This is a genomic window from Streptomyces sp. NPDC018947 (genome assembly GCF_044390505.1).
In the GTDB taxonomy this organism is placed as follows: domain Bacteria; phylum Actinomycetota; class Actinomycetes; order Streptomycetales; family Streptomycetaceae; genus Streptomyces.
This window is the reverse complement of record NZ_JBIRZD010000004.1, coordinates 88,605-103,783: the sequence shown is the minus strand read 5'-3', so window position 1 is coordinate 103,783 and position 15,179 is coordinate 88,605. Positions and strand designations below refer to the sequence as shown.

General features: G+C 71.5%; 19 protein-coding genes. 10 read left to right on the top strand and 9 right to left on the bottom strand.

Features of this window, described 5'->3' with window-relative positions; genetic code table 11:
* Positions 1 to 4 precede the first annotated feature (4 nt).
* Complete coding sequence (locus ACH499_RS10735; RefSeq protein ID WP_399014884.1) at positions 5 to 796, top strand: GntR family transcriptional regulator; 792 nt, start codon at positions 5 to 7, stop codon at positions 794 to 796.
* A gap of 53 nt (positions 797 to 849) precedes the next feature.
* Complete coding sequence (locus ACH499_RS10730) at positions 850 to 1,461, top strand: YdcF family protein (RefSeq protein ID WP_399015162.1); 612 nt, start codon at positions 850 to 852, stop codon at positions 1,459 to 1,461.
* Between the two features lie 471 nt (positions 1,462 to 1,932).
* Here the strand turns inward: ACH499_RS10730 and ACH499_RS10725 are convergent, their stop codons facing one another.
* Together ACH499_RS10725 and ACH499_RS10720 are read right to left on the bottom strand one after the other, a co-directional pair.
* Complete coding sequence (locus tag ACH499_RS10725; RefSeq protein WP_399014882.1) at positions 1,933 to 2,730, bottom strand: hypothetical protein; 798 nt, start codon at positions 2,728 to 2,730, stop codon at positions 1,933 to 1,935.
* Between the two features lie 692 nt (positions 2,731 to 3,422).
* Complete coding sequence (locus ACH499_RS10720) at positions 3,423 to 3,980, bottom strand: TetR/AcrR family transcriptional regulator (protein WP_399014880.1); 558 nt, start codon at positions 3,978 to 3,980, stop codon at positions 3,423 to 3,425.
* An 81-nt stretch (positions 3,981 to 4,061) separates the two neighbouring features.
* On the opposite strand from ACH499_RS10720, the gene ACH499_RS10715 reads away from it, so the two are divergent.
* Positions 4,062 to 5,219 carry an FAD-dependent monooxygenase gene (locus tag ACH499_RS10715; RefSeq protein ID WP_399014877.1) on the top strand — a complete coding sequence of 386 codons (1,158 nt, stop codon included), beginning with the start codon at positions 4,062 to 4,064 and terminating at the stop codon, positions 5,217 to 5,219.
* A 43-nt stretch (positions 5,220 to 5,262) separates the two neighbouring features.
* On the opposite strand, the gene ACH499_RS10710 is transcribed toward ACH499_RS10715, so the two are convergent.
* Together ACH499_RS10710 and ACH499_RS10705 are read right to left on the bottom strand one after the other, a co-directional pair.
* Positions 5,263 to 6,936: a bifunctional 3'-5' exonuclease/DNA polymerase gene (locus tag ACH499_RS10710; RefSeq protein ID WP_399014875.1), complete on the bottom strand. Its 1,674-nt coding sequence runs from the start codon at positions 6,934 to 6,936 to the stop codon at positions 5,263 to 5,265.
* 151 nt (positions 6,937 to 7,087) lie between these two features.
* Positions 7,088 to 7,837: a Clp protease N-terminal domain-containing protein gene (locus ACH499_RS10705; protein WP_356203098.1), complete on the bottom strand. Its 750-nt coding sequence runs from the start codon at positions 7,835 to 7,837 to the stop codon at positions 7,088 to 7,090.
* A 97-nt stretch (positions 7,838 to 7,934) separates the two neighbouring features.
* Here ACH499_RS10705 and ACH499_RS10700 point away from each other — a divergent pair, with 97 nt between their 5' ends.
* Positions 7,935 to 9,062: a DUF2786 domain-containing protein gene (locus tag ACH499_RS10700; RefSeq protein WP_399014873.1), complete on the top strand. Its 1,128-nt coding sequence runs from the start codon at positions 7,935 to 7,937 to the stop codon at positions 9,060 to 9,062.
* Positions 9,063 to 9,071: 9 nt separating this feature from the next.
* Here ACH499_RS10700 and ACH499_RS10695 read toward each other — a convergent pair whose 3' ends face one another.
* The 4 genes from ACH499_RS10695 to rpmB form a co-directional block, all read right to left on the bottom strand.
* A complete protein-coding gene (locus ACH499_RS10695; RefSeq protein WP_399014871.1) occupies positions 9,072 to 9,602 on the bottom strand; it encodes a DUF4232 domain-containing protein in 531 nt (176 codons plus the stop codon).
* Between the two features lie 83 nt (positions 9,603 to 9,685).
* Positions 9,686 to 10,216, bottom strand: a complete 531-nt coding sequence (locus ACH499_RS10690) for a hypothetical protein (RefSeq protein WP_399014869.1) — start codon at positions 10,214 to 10,216, stop codon at positions 9,686 to 9,688.
* A 151-nt stretch (positions 10,217 to 10,367) separates the two neighbouring features.
* Positions 10,368 to 10,673: a 30S ribosomal protein S14 gene (rpsN, locus tag ACH499_RS10685; protein WP_356203106.1), complete on the bottom strand. Its 306-nt coding sequence runs from the start codon at positions 10,671 to 10,673 to the stop codon at positions 10,368 to 10,370.
* Positions 10,673 to 10,909: a 50S ribosomal protein L28 gene (rpmB, locus tag ACH499_RS10680; RefSeq protein ID WP_356203108.1), complete on the bottom strand. Its 237-nt coding sequence runs from the start codon at positions 10,907 to 10,909 to the stop codon at positions 10,673 to 10,675. Before rpmB ends, rpsN begins: the two co-directional genes overlap by 1 nt.
* A 62-nt stretch (positions 10,910 to 10,971) precedes the next feature.
* Between rpmB and rpmG the strand changes: the two genes are divergently transcribed.
* The 5 genes from rpmG (at position 10,972) to ACH499_RS10655 (ending at position 13,371) form a co-directional block, all read left to right on the top strand.
* A complete protein-coding gene (rpmG, locus tag ACH499_RS10675) occupies positions 10,972 to 11,136 on the top strand; it encodes a 50S ribosomal protein L33 (protein WP_044382365.1) in 165 nt (54 codons plus the stop codon).
* A 5-nt stretch (positions 11,137 to 11,141) separates the two neighbouring features.
* Positions 11,142 to 11,396 (top strand): type B 50S ribosomal protein L31, encoded by a 255-nt coding sequence (locus ACH499_RS10670; protein ID WP_356203109.1) that lies wholly within the window; start codon positions 11,142 to 11,144, stop codon positions 11,394 to 11,396.
* Complete coding sequence (locus ACH499_RS10665; RefSeq protein ID WP_399014866.1) at positions 11,393 to 12,568, top strand: CobW family GTP-binding protein; 1,176 nt, start codon at positions 11,393 to 11,395, stop codon at positions 12,566 to 12,568. The genes ACH499_RS10670 and ACH499_RS10665 overlap by 4 nt, the downstream gene beginning before the upstream one ends.
* Before the next feature lie 4 nt (positions 12,569 to 12,572).
* On the top strand, positions 12,573 to 12,806 hold the full coding sequence (rpsR, locus tag ACH499_RS10660; RefSeq protein WP_356203113.1) for a 30S ribosomal protein S18: 234 nt from the start codon (positions 12,573 to 12,575) through the stop codon (positions 12,804 to 12,806).
* A 295-nt stretch (positions 12,807 to 13,101) separates the two neighbouring features.
* Positions 13,102 to 13,371: a DUF397 domain-containing protein gene (locus ACH499_RS10655; protein ID WP_356203115.1), complete on the top strand. Its 270-nt coding sequence runs from the start codon at positions 13,102 to 13,104 to the stop codon at positions 13,369 to 13,371.
* Positions 13,372 to 13,435: 64 nt separating this feature from the next.
* Here ACH499_RS10655 and ACH499_RS10650 read toward each other — a convergent pair whose 3' ends face one another.
* Positions 13,436 to 13,915 carry an ATP-binding protein gene (locus tag ACH499_RS10650; RefSeq protein ID WP_356203117.1) on the bottom strand — a complete coding sequence of 160 codons (480 nt, stop codon included), beginning with the start codon at positions 13,913 to 13,915 and terminating at the stop codon, positions 13,436 to 13,438.
* A gap of 377 nt (positions 13,916 to 14,292) precedes the next feature.
* Here ACH499_RS10650 and ACH499_RS10645 point away from each other — a divergent pair, with 377 nt between their 5' ends.
* Complete coding sequence (locus ACH499_RS10645; protein ID WP_356203139.1) at positions 14,293 to 15,117, top strand: helix-turn-helix transcriptional regulator; 825 nt, start codon at positions 14,293 to 14,295, stop codon at positions 15,115 to 15,117.
* Positions 15,118 to 15,179 lie beyond the last annotated feature (62 nt).

Here is a 15,179-nt window from a genome sequence, read left to right as displayed (position 1 = left end):
CTGCATGGCGCCGAAGTGGCGGGAGCTTGCAGATCGGATCGCAGAGAAGATCCGGTCTGGCGAATACGCGCCGGGTGATCAGTTGCCGCAGATCAGGGACTTGGTGGAGGCCGGTGAAGGCTCCAAGTCCACTGTTCACGCGGCCTACAAGGCGCTGGAAGCGGAAGGGTTGGTGACGTCTTCCCGGGGGCACGGCACGGTCGTCCGCGACCGGCCTGCGCTCAAGCGGCTCGGAATCGAGCGGTACGACAAGGCCAAGTGGAGGGACGGTGACGAAGTCGCCTTCATTGCCGACCGGGTGGCGTCTGGCCGCTCCTACCGACGTAACGAACAGACTCAGACCGTCAGCAAGGTCCCAGCGCCACCAGCGGCGGCGGCAGCTCACGGCTTGCCAGATGGGGCAGACGTCTATGCTCGCGCGCGGCTGGTCAAGGAAGGAACGCAGCCCACGCACACCCTGACGAGCTACTACCGTCCGGAACACGTCGAGGGGACGCGCATTGTCGACCCAACGCCGGGCCCGGCAGGCAGGGGTGGCGGGTTCCGCGTGCTGTACGACGCGGGGTACGAGATCGATCACATGCGAGAGACTCTGTTTGCTCGCGTGCCCACTGCTGACGAAGTGCAGCTCTTGCAGCTCGCCCCCGGCGAGTGGGTTGTAGAACTGCATCGAACGACGTTCACAGCCGACGGCACAGTGGTCGAGTTCGCGCTTGGGGTGCACGCGGCTACGCGCTTCTCGTGGACGTATGACTTCAAGGTGCCCGACTCTGCGGCAGAAGGCGGAGTGGAGTAGTGGTCTCGCAGGAGTCATGGGCGGATGCGCGATGCCTGTGGGACTTTCAGCAGATGGGCCACGAGGTACGCCCCTGTTCGGTCGCCATCGGCCTAGGCAGTCATGACCTCGGCGTAGCCGACGCAACGGCAGCCCTCTACCACGACGGTATGGTGCCGCTCATCGTCTTCACGGGAGCGACCAGCCGGACCACCCGCGAGCGGATGCCGCGTGGCGAAGCGGAGCATTACCGGGAGCGCGCCGAGGAGCTGGGCGTGCCGGCGGCCGCCATCCTTGTAGAACCAAACGCCAGGAACACCGGAGAGAACATCACGTTCTCGCGTGCGCTGATTGCTGACCAGGGCATTGCCGTTTCGTCTGTCCTGCTTGTCTGCAAGCCGTACGAGGAACGGCGAGCGTACGCAACGGCACGGAAACTGTGGCCCGATGTGGAGTGGGTCTGCGCTTCCGCGCCGATGAGCTTCGCGGAGTACGTCGCCTCGATCGGCGACGAACGTCTGGTCATCGACATGTTGGTGGGAGCGCAGCAGCGGCTCGTGATCTACCCGGACGAAGGCTTCATGATCCGTCAGGAGATTCCGCAGGACGTTGAGATGGCATTTCGCCGTCTCGTTGCTGACGGCTTCACGAGCCGCCTCGTTCCGACGGCCGCTGCACGAGACTGAAGAGCCCTGTGGCCAAGTTGTGGCCAGGGGCCGGCTTTCCGGGTCTGAGGGAAGTTTCTAGTCAGCGCCTCATGCGCCTTCCCAGCACGGTACAACTTGCCCTACTCGATCAAGGCCCGCGCACGGCGCGGGCGCGCGCCGCCTCTGCGGCGCGGCCTGCCTCCTGTCTTCGCCCCGGCTGGCCGCGCCCGGCGGCGCGCTCGGCGGCTGCGGGCATGTCGTGGGATAAACCCTCTGTGGCTGGGGCGGTCGGCTCCACGGCTTTAGGCAGCCAATTTGGCGCGAGCCTCGAAGATCATGGCCCAAGATCGGGCACTAACGGGCAGGCTCACAAACCTGCCCGATCCGCTGGCTAGCGTAATGGGCCATGATCACTCGCGCCAAATCAGCTCCAGCCCAAAGCCGCTCCACCGACCTAATCGCATCAGGAAGTCCACGCCTTCCAGCGGCATGCAGTTTTTCCGCGAGGCGCTATTCCGAGGTCTCTTTCAAGTTAGGCATAGCCGCGTCGTGCATCTTCATTGCGCTACTTAGAATCTCGTCGATTATTTTCGCGTAGAGGGCATTGCGTTGGTCGCTTCCGCGGGGGAGCTCCTCCACCAGGCGCTGCGCAGACAAGAAGTAGCTATTCAGCAATGGCTGGTTAAAGTACTGATTAAGCTGCCTTAGTGATCTGTAGTACACGGATAGATATGTCTTGCTTAGGTATCCGGACAGTGTGGCTCCTAAAGCAGCCAAGGCCCCAATCAACACCCGGTCCGGCGTCGAGTGCTTGCTCAAGGCTAGACTGGCACCCCCTAGGATGGCGGCTAGGGCTATCCCCATCGCGATAAGACTCCATCGAAATGACTTGCTGGCCTGCTTCGTCGCAATGTCGTGGTAACGGTCCATCATGAGGCGGTTCAGGTCTATCAAGCTCGGAAGCTCCATCTTTTCACGGAGTCGATCAATTGCAGACTCTTCTGCCTTTTGTTGCGCAGCTCTAGCCGCCTGGTCGCGCCGCGTGCGCAAGAACTCCACTCCGAAGAGTGATCCCAGAGCAAGGGTTACAAATACAACTAGGAGAATCGACTGGATATCGGTGAGTCCTGTCGAACTTCCGCTATTGGCTGCGACGACACCAATGCTAGCAAGTGTGGTGCTAGACAGACCGAGAAGAGCGAGTTTCCAAAGATCCGCAACCCGAAGCGACTTGTCCTCATCGTGGTGCCTGTGTGGCAACCTTTTGTTCCTCTGGTAACGGTGGAGATCGCTGAGACGCCGTGTCACGATTCGGCGCCTACCTGAGCTTGGGTGAGCAGATCCCACTCGACGCTTCCCACTCATACCTCCAGACTGCACCGATTGCACTGCATACGCAGCTTGAGGCTAACAACAGCGACAAGTCGATCGGGCTAGGCTCTAGAGATCTTCTTTCGCCGAGGTTGGTGACTAAGGCTTCGGGTGCCAGATCCCAGTGGGTGAGGGCCGCCGCTCGGTGTGGGGTGCGACGCCTGAACCGGCGACCGGCGAGACCCTCGTATCTGTTCCGCTGACATCCAACGTTGACATCAACGCCCACGGACAGTGGTGGCAACCGGCAGACTCTTACGGCACCCGCACCGCAGGGTGTACAGCGCCCGTGCTGGGGCGAGGCCGAACTTGTAAGGCGAGGCTCAAAGGCTGGCGAACATTCGGTCGTGAGGCAGCGACGGTCTCAGTTCCAGTCTCAGTTGCTGCCCGATCCGCAGTGGTTCGCTCTTGTCCGCTGTTGTCTGAGATGGCCGATGAGCAGGGGGAATAACGCACCGACGGACGTCTGTGGATTACGTTGGAGCAGGGACGGACAACTCGTAATGCGTAGGTCTCGGGTTCGAATCCCGAAGGCGGCTCCCTTGGGACCCCGGGTCAGGTTGTTGCCGACCCGGGGTTTTCTGTTGCCCGGGGGCCGGCGGCGATCGCCGGGGAGCGGGTGGGGCCGGTCAGCCGAGTGCTGCCGTGAGCAGGCGCTCGATCTCCTCGGGCGACACGGCCCCGCCTCCCACCAGGCGGTCGAAGACCAGGCCGTCCACGCAGGTCAGCAGGGTGATGGTGCGGTTCTCGGCGTCGGGGACGCCCTGGGCGGTGAGGAAGTCCTGTACGACTCGCCGTCCCGTGTTCCGGCGCGGGATCAGGATCTCCCGCAGTTCGGGGTGGTGCACGCTCTCGATGGCGCACGCGTAGCGTGCCAGGGAGCGGCGCCGGCCGTCGCCCGTGAGCCGTTGCTCGACGAACGCGGCGATGGCGGCCACCAGTTCGCCGGCGTCGCGCGGCACCGGCGTGCGTTCGCCGGACGCCTGGAGCTCCGCCTGGTCGAGGGCGACCAGGCGGCGGACCAGCGCGGTGAGCAGCGCCTGGCGGGTGCGGAAGTAGGCGGAGGTGGTGCCGGGGGGCAGGTGCGCCGCCCGGTCGACCGCGCGGTGGGTCAGCCCCCGCATCCCGGCCTCGGCGAGCACGTCGATGGCCGCGTCGGCGAGGACGGTTCGTCGGTCTGTGGACATCCCCCCTTTCTACACCTGTAGAGCGTCGGCGTAGTCTGCTTCTACAGATGTAGAAGACGTGGGCGGGCAGGGGAGGCCGGTATGGGCGGCAGCGCGGTGGTGGTGGGGGCGGGCATCGGGGGAGTGGCCGCGGCGATCGGGCTGCGGAGGATCGGCTGGGAGGTGACGGTCGTCGAGCGCGCCCCCGTCCTGGCCGACGTGGGCGCGGGCATCTCCCTGCACGCCAACGGCATCCGCGCCCTCGACGCCCTCGGTGTCGGCGAGGCGGTGCGCGCGGCCGCGCGGCCGCAGTACACCGGGGGCACCCGGGCGCCGGGCGGCCGCTGGCTGGCCCGCATGGACGGGGCCGCTCTGGAACGCGACCTGGGCACACCGATCGTCGGCATCCCCCGGGCGCTGCTGCACCGCGCACTGCGCGCGGCGCTGCCGGCCGAATGCCTGGTGGCCGGCGCCGAGGTGACCTCCGTCGACCGCTGTGACCCCGACCGGGTGCGGATACCGCTCGGGGACACGGTCCTTGAGGCGGACCTGGTCGTCGCCGCCGACGGAGTGGGCAGCCGGCTGCGCGCCGAGTTGTTCCCGCGTCACCCCAACCCGGCCTACAGCGGGTCGACCGTGCTGCGCGCCATCACCGAGCGCCCGGTGCGGCTGGACACCGACTTCGAACTCACCTGGGGGAAGGGCGCCGAGTTCGGCCACATCGCGTTCGCCGACGGCAGGGCCGAGTGGCACGCGGTGCTCAACTCCCCGCCCGGCGTACGGCACCCGGACGCCCTTGCCGTGCTGCGCCGCCGCTTCGGGGCGTGGCACGACCCGATTCCCGCGCTGCTGGACGCCACCCGTCCCGACGACGTCCTGCACCACGACATCCACGAACTGGCGACGCCCCTGCCCGCCTTCGCCGTGGGCCGCGTGGCGCTGCTCGGCGACGCGGCCCACGCCATGACCCCGAACCTCGGCCAGGGCGCCTGTCAGGCACTGGAGGACGCCGTCGTGCTGGCCGCCGCCCTCGCCGCCGGGCCCACCGTCGCATCGGCGCTGGCCCGGTACGACGCGGAGCGCCGCCCACGCAGCCAGTCCGTCGCCCGCGACGCCCGCCGGGCCGGCCGGATGGGACAGCAGCTCGCGCACCCCCTGGCCGTCGCCCTGCGGAACACGGCACTGCGCCTGGCCCCCTCCGGAGCGACGCTCCGCACGATCCTGCGCCACGCCGAGTGGACCCCTCCGGCGCTCGGCTGACCGCACGCCCTCCCGGGGGCGCGGGCACCCGCCACCGCCCGGCTCACTTGGCGTCCGCGTAGCACTCCACCACCGACGTCGTGAACGGGAACCGCACCGGCGTCGGGCCGAAGGTGAGCCGGCCCGCCAGGTCGGCCGACTCGCGGATCGCCGTGACGACCGTGTCCGCCTCCTCCCGCGGACAGTGCACGATCACCTCGTCGTGCTGGAAGAAGACCAGTTCGGCCGCCATGTCCGCGCAGGCCCGCCGGAGAGCGGCGAGCATGAGCAGGGCCCAGTCGGCCGCGCTGCCCTGGACGACGAAGTTCCGGGCGAAGCGGCCGCGGGCACGGGCGTCGGTGGAGTGGCCCGGCGTCCACTCCTCGGGGCCGTCCTGGGGGATGCCCGCCTCCCCGCCCGTGTCGTCGCCGGTCGTTCGGGTCGCCGGCGGGCAGGTGCGCCCCAGCCAGGTCCGTACGAGGCGGCCCTCCTCACCGGCGCGGGCCGCGTCGTCGACGTACGCCACGGCCCGGGGGTACCGGCGTCTGAGCGCGGCGAGGTTCTTCAGGCCGTCGCCTGACGTCTGGCCGTACACCGCGCCGAGCACGGCGAGCTTGGCCTGCGCGCGGTCGCCGGAGAAGGCCCGGTCGGACACCGACTGGTAGAGGTCGGTCTCCCGGCCCGCCACCTCCATCAGCCCGGGGTCGCGGGAGATAGCGGCGAGGACACGCGGCTCCATCTGGTCGGCGTCGGCGACGACGAGGCACCACCCCGGATCGGCGACGGCGGCCCGCCGGATCACCTTGGGGATCTGCAGGGCGCCCCCGCCGTTGGTCACCCAGCGCCCGGTGACCGTGCCGCCCGCGAGGAACTCCGGGCGGAAGCGTCCGTCGCGCACCCAGTCCTGGAGCCAGGACCAGCCGTGGGCGACCCGGATCCGGTACAGCCTCTTGTACTCGAGCAGCGGCTTCACGGCCGGGTGGTCCACCGACTCCAGCTCCCAGCGGCGCGTGGAGCCGACCTTGATCCCGGCCTGCGCGAACGCCTTGACCACGTCGGCGGGCAGGTCCGGACGCACCCGGCGCCCGAAGGCGGCGGACACCTCCTCCGCCAGCTCGGCCAGGCGGCGCGGCTCGCCCCCGCCCGCGTACCGCTCGCCCAGCAGGTCGTTCAGCACCTGCCGGTGCACGTCGGGCCGCCACGGCAGGCCCGCGCGGTTCATCTCGGCGGCCACCAGCATCCCCGCCGACTCGGCCGCCGTCAGCAGCCGCAGCCGGTCGGGGTGCGCGGAGCGGTCGTGGCGGCGCTGCTGCTCCGCGTAGACGGCGAGGAGGTCGTCCAGGGGGAGGCGCACGCCCTCGGGTTCGAACAGCGGGGACTGCGCGCCCGGCTCGGCGGAGCGCTGGGGCGGGTCGGCCGGCACGGGGCCGCCGCGCAGCCGGGCGAGGGCCGCGGCGGCCGACCGGGGTTCCCCGTACCGGCCCTCGTGGCCGAGCAGGAGGGTCTCGGCGGCCTCCACGTCGTAGCACCGCTCGACTCGCACCCCCGTGGCGAGCAGGCGCGGATACACCTCGGCGGTGGACCGCCACACCCAGCGGGTGACGTCCGGCCGGCCGCGCACGGCCTCGGCGGGACCGGGCTCCCGCCGCACCGGTCCGGCGGGCAGCCCGTCGGGGCCGAGGGGGGCGACGTCCACGCCACCGTCCTCGGCCACGGCGAGCGCCCACCGGTCGGCCATACGGGGAGTGTGCCAGGGGGGTCTGACAACGGGGCCGGGGCCGGACGGCGCCCGCCCCGGCTCACGGCCCGGGCGCCGGCGCACCGGACCCCGCCCGGGTGCCGGCCCCGGTGGGCACACCCCGCGGAGGCGACCGGTCCGCCCCCGGTCGTCACCCCTGCCCGTCCGCCCCCTGCTCCTCGTCCGTATCCAGGAACTGGGCCAGCACCTCCGTGACGTAGCGCTCGGCCGCCTCCTTGTCGAGGCCGAGACCGCTCAGTACGCCCTCGCCGTTCTCGTGCTCCAGCAGGGCGAGCAGGATGTGCTCGGTGCCGATGTAGCCGTGGCCGAGGCGCAGGGCCTCGCGGAAGGTGAGTTCCAGGACCTTCTTGGCCGCGGGGCCGTACGGCACCAGCTCCGGGGCCTCCTCGGCGGCCGGGGGAAGAGCCGCGAGGGCCGCCTCGCGGATCGCGTCGAGGGTCACCCCCTGCGCGGCGATCGCCTTGGCCGACAGGCCCTCGCGTTCGGTGAGCAGGCCGAGGACGAGGTGCTCCGGCAGGCCCTCGGCGGCGCCGGCCTCCTTGGCGGCGTGGTGGGCGGCCATCACGACGTTGCGTGCCCGGGGCGTGTAACGGCTGAAGCCCTGGCTCGCGTCCGGGTCGGCGGACTCCTTGGGCACGAAGCGCTTCTGCGCCGCCTGCCGCGTGACGCCCATGCGCCTGCCGATGTCGGTCCAGGACGCGCCCGAACGACGGGCCTGGTCCACGAAGTGCCCGATGAGGTGGTCGGCCACCTCGCCGAGGTGCTCCCCGGCGATGACGGCGTCCTGGAGCTGTTCGAGCGGCTCCGCGTGCGCCTTCTTGATCGCGTGGATGAGGTCGTCGAGACGTACGGATGACGTGATGCTCGTGTTCGTCGCCATGTGTCAACCGTAGGTTGCGCCCCCAGGGGCGTCAACCTTGGGTTGACACCTCACGGCGAGTGAACCCGGCCGGGCCCCGCCGTGGCACCATCGCGGGGTGAGTACGTCCAGCACCGTCGACCGCGCCTTCGGGGCCGCCCTGTACGACACCGCCGACACCGCCCTCGACACCGCGGCCTCGCTGCTCGCGGCCGACCCGGCGGCGGACGCCGAACTGTCCCGCCGGGGCCGGGAGTTCGTGGCCACGGCCTGGCGCCGCGGCTGGCAGCCCGCCGACGTCGTACGGATCGTGAGGCGCGAACTGGACGAAGCACACGTACGGCTGGCGGCCGCGCTGATCCGGGAGCAGGCGCCGGACGACCGCCCCCGGGGCGCCCGCTGGGCCGCGCAGCTCGACGGCCTCCCGGACGTGACGCCGCCCCGCACCGACCGCTTCTCGCACGCCACCGCCGTACTGGAGCTGTACCGCCTGCTGCTGCGCCTGCCCGTGCTGGAGCCGCTGGAGGTGCCGGGTGGGCCCCGACGGGAGGCCCGGCCGGAGTCGCGCGCCCTCGCCCGCATCCGCGCGCTGCTCGCCAAGGCCGAGGCGACCGGCTACCCGCAGGAGGCGGAGGCCCTCAGCGCCAAGGCACAGGAGCTGATGGCCCGGCACAGCGTCGACGAGGCGCTGCTGTCCGCGCACGCGCCCTCGCCCGACGCGCCCGGCGCCTGCCGGATCGGCGTGGACGCGCCGTACGAGCAGGCCAAGGCGGTGCTCCTGGACGCGGTGGCCGACGCCAACCACTGCCGGGCCGTGTGGAACGAAGCCCTCGGTTTCTCCACCGTCGTCGGCTTCGAGACCGACCTGGAGGCGGTCGAACTCCTCTACACCTCCCTGCTGGTGCAGGCCGAGACCGCGATGACGAAGGCGGAGGCCGCCCAGCGCGCCGGCGGACGCAAGCGGACCAAGACCTTCCGGCAGTCGTTCCTGGCGGCCTACGCCCATCGCGCGGGCACCCGCCTCAGGGCGGTGGCCGAGCGGACGGCCGCCGAGTCGGGAACGGCGGACGCCGATCCGCTCCCCGTCCTCGCCTCCCGCGAGGTGGCGGTCACCGAGCGGCTGGACCGGATGTTCCCGGAGACGACCACGACCCGGCTGCGCGGCGTGGACGACGCGGCGGGCTGGACCGAGGGCACCCGCGCGGCCGACCGGGCACAGGTCGGCCGCCGGCACCCCCTGCCGTAGGTCCCGCGCTCAGTCCCCGGCCCGCTGGAACGCCCCCACCGTGGCCTCGGGCGTCCCGCCCTCCGTCGCCACCTCGCCGTACGACCACGGGACGCGGTGGGTGGCATCGTCGCCGGGCAGCGCGAACTCGGCGGAGCGCACGGCGAGGTGGCCGGCGCCGCCGCGCACGTAGGTCAGGGTGAAGGAGGCCGTACCGCCCTCGGCGAGGGTCAGCCGCTGTGCCGAGGCGGCCCGGTCCGCGGGGACCTCGACCGGGGCGCCGTCGGCGGTGAGGGTGACGGCGGGGAAGCCGTCCAGCGTGCACGCCGGGCCGCGGTTGGTGAGGTTCACGGTGACGGTGCCCGTGTCCCCGGCGGCCGGGGCGGGGCTGGGCGCGATGTCCGCGTCCAGCTCGCCGATCCGGCAGGCGGCGGAGCCGCGGTCCTCATGGTCGCCGCCCCCGCTGTCGTCGCCGCCCCCGCCCCCGCCGCCGCAGGCGGTGAGCAGGAGCGCCGAGGCGGCGACGGCCGTGAGGACGAGGGCGGGCCGGGTGGTGCGCATGGGTGGTGGTTCCTCGGGTGTGTGCGGTTCGGGATCCGACGTAGGTGCCGTGCGGCTCGGGATCCGAAGGACAGGGGGAGGGGTCAGGATCCGAGTCCGGCCGTCGGCAGGCCGGGCGGCAGGGTCCCGCCCTCGGACTTGGTGTACGTCTCCTCGCCCAGGGCGCCCTGCCACTTCACCGTCATCGACGCCCCGCCGACCGACTCGACCGTCCCGGCCGCCCTGTCGGTGCTGCCGTCGGTGCACTTCAGGCGGATGGTGCGGGTGCCCGACTCCTCGCCCGCGGTGCCGCTGCACACCGAGCCGCCGGTGGCGAAGAGCGCGGCCTTGTCACCGGTGACCACCAGGGCGACGGCTCGGCCGCCGGTGGTGGCCAGCCAGCTCCCCTCCAGCTCCGATGCGGCGGACGGCGAGCCGCCGCCGGAGCCGGCCGGGTCCCCGGCGCCGCCGGTGTCCTCGCTCGCGGACGCGCTGGGCACGGCCGAGGACGTGTCGCCCTTGCCCGAGCCGCCGTCGGAACCGCCGTCCGTGCAGGCGGTCAGCCCCAGCGCGCCCACCAGGCCGACGGCCACGGCCGCCGCCCGGGCGGCCGGGAAGGGCCACCCCCTACGCACCCGGCGGTCATCACGGGCGGCCGGGCCCGAAGTGCCCGCCGCACTCGGCGCGTTCGCCGCAATCGCCGTAGCCGTACTCTCCGCAGTCACCAACGTCACCGCAAGCTCCAAGCTGTCGCCGGACGGCCGGGGTGGCCCCAGTAGCCGCAAGCTACCAGGACGACTTGCGGACCCCGGGCAGATGTCCGGCATGGGCCTGCTCCCGCAGGTTCACCCGGGAGAGGCCGAAGACGCGGAAGTAACCCCGGGGGCGCCCGTCGACCTGGTCGCGATTGCGTACGCGCGTGGGGCTCGCGTCCCGCGGCTGCCTGCTCAACTCGCGCCGCGCGGCCACGCGCTCCTCCTCGGTCGAGGACGGCCGGCGGATGATCTCCTTCAGTTCGGCCCGCCGGGCGGCGTAGTGCGCGACGGTCCTCCGCCGCTGCTCGTTCCTGGCGACCTTGCTCTTCTTCGCCATCAGATCCGCACCCCCCGGGCGCGGATGCGCGCCACGGCCGCCTCGACGCCGATCGCGTCGACGGTCCTGATGGCCTTTGTGCTCAGCCGCAGCCGTACGTGCCGGCCCTCGCTCGGCAGCCAGTAGCGCTTGGTCTGGACGTTGGGGTCGAAGCGGCGCGAAGTGCGCCGGTGCGAATGGGAGATGCGGTTGCCGAAGCCGGGCTGGGCGCCCGTCAGCATGCAGTGCGCGGACACGGTGACGTACCTCTCGTTCAGGCGTAGCTGCTAATGGGATTCATTTTCAGTAAGGTACCAGCATGGCACGCAACGAACTCCGGCCGGTCATCAAACTGCGGTCCACCGCCGGGACCGGCTTCACCTACGTGACCCGCAAGAACCGCCGCAACGACCCGGACCGGCTGACCCTGCGCAAGTACGACCCGGTGGCGGGCCGCCACGTCGACTTCCGAGAGGAGCGCTGACCGCCGTGCGCAAGGGAATCCACCCCGAGTACCGCCCGGTCGTCTTCCGCGACCGCGCCGCCGGCTACGCCTTCCTGACCCGCTCCACGATGACGAGCGAGCGCACGGTCGAGTGGGAGGACGGCAACACGTACCCCGTCGTCGACGTCGAGGTCTCGCACGTCAGCCACCCCTTCTACACCGGCACGGCCCGCGTCCTGGACACCGCCGGCCGCGTGGAGCGCTTCGAGCGCCGGTACGGGAAGCGGGGCGGGGCATGAGCAGCCAGGGCCTGCCGGACCGGCCGGCGCTGCCGGTGGTGATCGTCGGGGGACTGCACGCCGACGCCCGCCGGGCGGCCGTGGAGCGGCTGCTGGCCGAGGTGCCCGGCAGCGTGGTCCTGCACCACGACCTGGCGACGGCCGCCGCGGGCACGGTCGTGCGGACCGTGCGGGACGCCGCCGGCGTCCTCTCCGCCGGCGAGGCACCGCTCGTCAACGACTGCGCCTGCTGCGCCCTGCGCGAGGACCTCGTCCCGGAGCTGCGGCGCCTCGCGGACCACGGCGGCACCCCGCTCGCCGTGGTCGAACTGTGGGACTCGGTCGAGCCCAAGGCGATGGCGGAGGTGGTGACGGCCGGCGGCTTCACGGTCACCGGCGTGATCACCGCCGTGGACCCGGCGCTGGTGCTGCCGTACCTGGGCAACGGGGACGACCTCGCCGAGGGCGGCCTCGCCGCCGCGGCCACCGACCGGCGCACCGTCGCCGACACCTTCGCGCGCCAGTTGGAGTACGCCCCCGTCCTCGCCGTCGCCGACTCGCCCGAGGCCGACGACGAGGACCACGAGCTGCTGACCCAGCTCCATCCGACGGCCCGCCGGGTCCCGATCGGCCACGGCGACCCGGCGGGCACCCGTTCGGCGCTGGCGCACGCGGCGTTCGCCGGCTTCGACGTGGAGGCCGCGGCGGCCGCCCAGCACCCGGCCTGCGCGCTGCTGCCCGCGGAGGCCGACGCGCACGGCGTCGCCACCTTCGTCTGGCGCCGGCGCCGGCCCTTCCACCCGGAGCGGCTGTACCGGGCGCTGGAGGACCTCACCTGCGCCGCCGCCCGCAGCCGGGGCCGGTTCTGGCTCGCCGACAGGACGGACTCGCTGCTGCACTGGGACGCCGCGGGCGGGGCCCTGTGCGTGGAGGGCGTGGGGCCGTGGCTCGCCTCGCTCCCCGACGCGGCCTGGGAGCTGGTCCCGCCCGTGCGCCGGGCCGCGGCCGCACTGGACTGGCACCCCGAGCACGGAGACCGCTGCCAGCACCTGGTCTTCACCTCGCCCGGACTCGACCGCGACGGCCTCGAACGGCTCCTGGACTCCTGCCTGCTGACCGACGCCGAGTACGCCGCCGGGCAGGACGCCTGGCGACGGCTGCCGCCCGCCTTCGACGCCCTCCTGGAGGTCTGATCCCATGCCCCGCAAGAGCGACCGCAGGTCCCCCGTGCCCCGGCCCAATCCGCTGGACCGGGCCGGAGTGACGTACATCGACTACAAGGACACCGACCTGCTGCGGAAGTTCCTCTCCGACCGCGGCAAGATCCGCAGCCGCCGGGTCACCCGCGTCACGTCGCAGCAGCAGCGGCGACTGGCCCGGGCGGTCAAGAACGCGCGGGAGATGGCACTGCTGCCGTACGCGTCCCGCTGACCGGCACCGGCCGGCAAGCGCCCCCACAGCACCGGGGCCCGAATCCGTCGGGCGGCCCCGGTGCTGTGGCATGTTCTGCGGCTTCCGGGGCATACGCGGGAACGACTTCCCCGGAGCGGGCGTCAGAAGGGGCAGGACCGCTGGCGAACCGGGCGGCGTAGCTGTAACCGCAGGAACACCGCGCGTGCACGTGCATCTGCTCATGCAAAGGCACGTGAACAGGGTTATGATCCGGACCAGTTGACCACTGCACATCAATGGCCATACCAGCCAGTGCACCACCGGGGAGCGACCTGTGGACCACGACGTGTACGACGTTGACGACGCGTCCGGCGTGTACAACGGCATCGCCGCCACGCAACTGCACGACGTGGCCTGGCAGAAGAGCCGGCACAGCAACTCGCAGGGGTCCTGCGTGGAGTTCGCGCGGCTGCCCGGCGGCGGCGTCGCCGTGCGCAACTCCCGCTTCCCGGACGGCCCCGCGCTGGTCTACACGCGCGCCGAGATCGAGGCCATGCTGCTGGGCGTCAAGGACGGCGAGTTCGACCACCTGATCGCGAGCTGACCCGCGCCGCGCGCACGGGGTGCCCCCGTGGCGGGCACCCGGAGAAGGACGTCCCCGGGCCCCGTCAGCCTTCGGCCGGCCGGAGCCGGAACAGCGCCCAGACCACCTTGCCGCCCAGGGTGCCCGCGAGCGGGTGCCAGCCCCAGCTGTCGCTGAACGACTCCACCAGGAACAGCCCGCGGCCCGACTCCGCCGAGAAGTCGTCCGTCCCGCGGGTGACCGGGCTGTCGTGGCTGGGGTCGCGCACCGCGCACACCAGCCGCTCCGGCCAGCGCATCAGGTGCAGCCGTACGGGACCGGTCCGGTCCGCGGGCCACGGGGTGTTCGCGGGCAGCGCGTGACGCAGGGCGTTGGTGACGAGTTCGGAGACCACCAGGCAGACGTCGTCGAACCGGTCGCCCATCTCCCACCCGTCCAGCGTGCGGCGGGTGAAGTGCCTGGCCTCGCGCACCGCCTCGAACCGGGGCGGCAGGGCGCAGGACGCGGCGTTGGCGACGGCCGAGGGGTCGAGCGGCGGAAGGCCCTGCCGTAACGGCTCGAGCATGGTCGATCCATTCGTCCCCATGCGAGGCACTCCCGGGAATTCGCGGTCGTAGCGATGCGGCGCGGTGGTGCGGGACCATGGTTTCGGAAGCGATCCGTAGATGCAAGGGCAGATGCACGTGCACGTGACCGAAATGGACCTGCCCGTACCGCTTGTTGGGCAATTTTTCCGTCATCTTCGCGCGTTCTTCATGCGCCTCTCGGCGTGTTCTGTGTCAACTCCCGTCCCTCCCGCGCCCGTTCGCGATGGCGCGATTCCGTTTCCGTAACCGGACGAGTACAGCTCGAAGTGTTTTAGTGGCAGACTTCGGCCCCTGAAGACGGTTGGGGAGGCTGGCGAACGTGAGCGCGGGAGAGCCCGGATCGGTGGTGCGGCGCATGCTGCTCGGATCACAACTCAGGCGACTGCGTGAGACGCGGGGGATCACGCGCGAGGCGGCGGGCTACTCGATCCGCGCCTCGGAATCGAAGATCAGCCGGATGGAGCTGGGCCGGGTGAGCTTCAAGACGAGGGACGTCGAGGACCTGCTGACGCTGTACGGCATCACGGACGAGCACGAGCGCGCCTCCCTGCTCGCCCTGGCCAAGGAGGCCAACGTGGCCGGCTGGTGGCACAGTTACTCCGACGTGCTGCCGAGCTGGTTCCCCACCTACGTGGGCCTGGAGGGCGCGGCCTCGCTGATCCGCGTCTACGAGGTGCAGTTCGTGCACGGCCTGCTGCAGACCGAGGAGTACGCCCAGGCGGTCGTGCGGCGCGGCATGAAGGGCGCGAGCGACGCGGACGTCGAGCGCCGGGTGGCCCTGCGCCTGGAGCGGCAGAAGCACCTCGTCGCCGAGAACGCCCCCGAGTTCCACATCGTCCTGGACGAGGCCGCGCTGCGCCGCCCGTACGGCGACCGCGCGGTGATGCGCGGGCAGCTCCAGCATCTGATCGACATGTCCGAGCGGCCCAACGTGCGGCTCCAGGTCATGCCGTTCGGGTTCGGCGGGCACTCGGGCGAGAGCGGCGCGTTCACCATCCTGAGCTTCCCCGAGTCCGACCTGTCGGACGTCGTCTACCTGGAGCAGCTCACCAGCGCGCTGTACCTCGACAAGCCCGAGGACGTCACCCAGTACGAGACGGCGCTCAAGGAGCTGCAGCAGGACAGTCCCGGGCCGGACGAGAGCCGCGATCTTCTGCGGGGACTTCTCCAACTCTCCTGAAACGTCAGTACGATGACGCTCGATCAGACGGACGGCCGACCGGCATCCAGGGGATTGAGGGA

What these genes read in the sequence shown, in the direction of transcription:
- ACH499_RS10735 (WP_399014884.1), top strand. Translation starts at nt 5, where the DNA reads ATGGCGCCGAAGTGGCGGGAGCTTGCAGATCGGATCGCAGAGAAGATC.
- ACH499_RS10730 (WP_399015162.1), top strand. Translation starts at nt 850, where the DNA reads ATGGGCCACGAGGTACGCCCCTGTTCGGTCGCCATCGGCCTAGGCAGT.
- ACH499_RS10720 (WP_399014880.1), bottom strand. Translation starts at nt 3,980, where the DNA reads ATGTCCACAGACCGACGAACCGTCCTCGCCGACGCGGCCATCGACGTG.
- ACH499_RS10715 (WP_399014877.1), top strand. Translation starts at nt 4,062, where the DNA reads ATGGGCGGCAGCGCGGTGGTGGTGGGGGCGGGCATCGGGGGAGTGGCC.
- ACH499_RS10710 (WP_399014875.1), bottom strand. Translation starts at nt 6,936, where the DNA reads ATGGCCGACCGGTGGGCGCTCGCCGTGGCCGAGGACGGTGGCGTGGAC.
- ACH499_RS10705 (WP_356203098.1), bottom strand. Translation starts at nt 7,837, where the DNA reads ATGGCGACGAACACGAGCATCACGTCATCCGTACGTCTCGACGACCTC.
- ACH499_RS10695 (WP_399014871.1), bottom strand. Translation starts at nt 9,602, where the DNA reads ATGCGCACCACCCGGCCCGCCCTCGTCCTCACGGCCGTCGCCGCCTCG.
- rpsN (WP_356203106.1), bottom strand. Translation starts at nt 10,673, where the DNA reads ATGGCGAAGAAGAGCAAGGTCGCCAGGAACGAGCAGCGGCGGAGGACC.
- rpmG (WP_044382365.1), top strand. Translation starts at nt 10,972, where the DNA reads ATGGCACGCAACGAACTCCGGCCGGTCATCAAACTGCGGTCCACCGCC.
- ACH499_RS10665 (WP_399014866.1), top strand. Translation starts at nt 11,393, where the DNA reads ATGAGCAGCCAGGGCCTGCCGGACCGGCCGGCGCTGCCGGTGGTGATC.
- rpsR (WP_356203113.1), top strand. Translation starts at nt 12,573, where the DNA reads ATGCCCCGCAAGAGCGACCGCAGGTCCCCCGTGCCCCGGCCCAATCCG.
- ACH499_RS10650 (WP_356203117.1), bottom strand. Translation starts at nt 13,915, where the DNA reads ATGCTCGAGCCGTTACGGCAGGGCCTTCCGCCGCTCGACCCCTCGGCC.
- ACH499_RS10645 (WP_356203139.1), top strand. Translation starts at nt 14,293, where the DNA reads ATGCTGCTCGGATCACAACTCAGGCGACTGCGTGAGACGCGGGGGATC.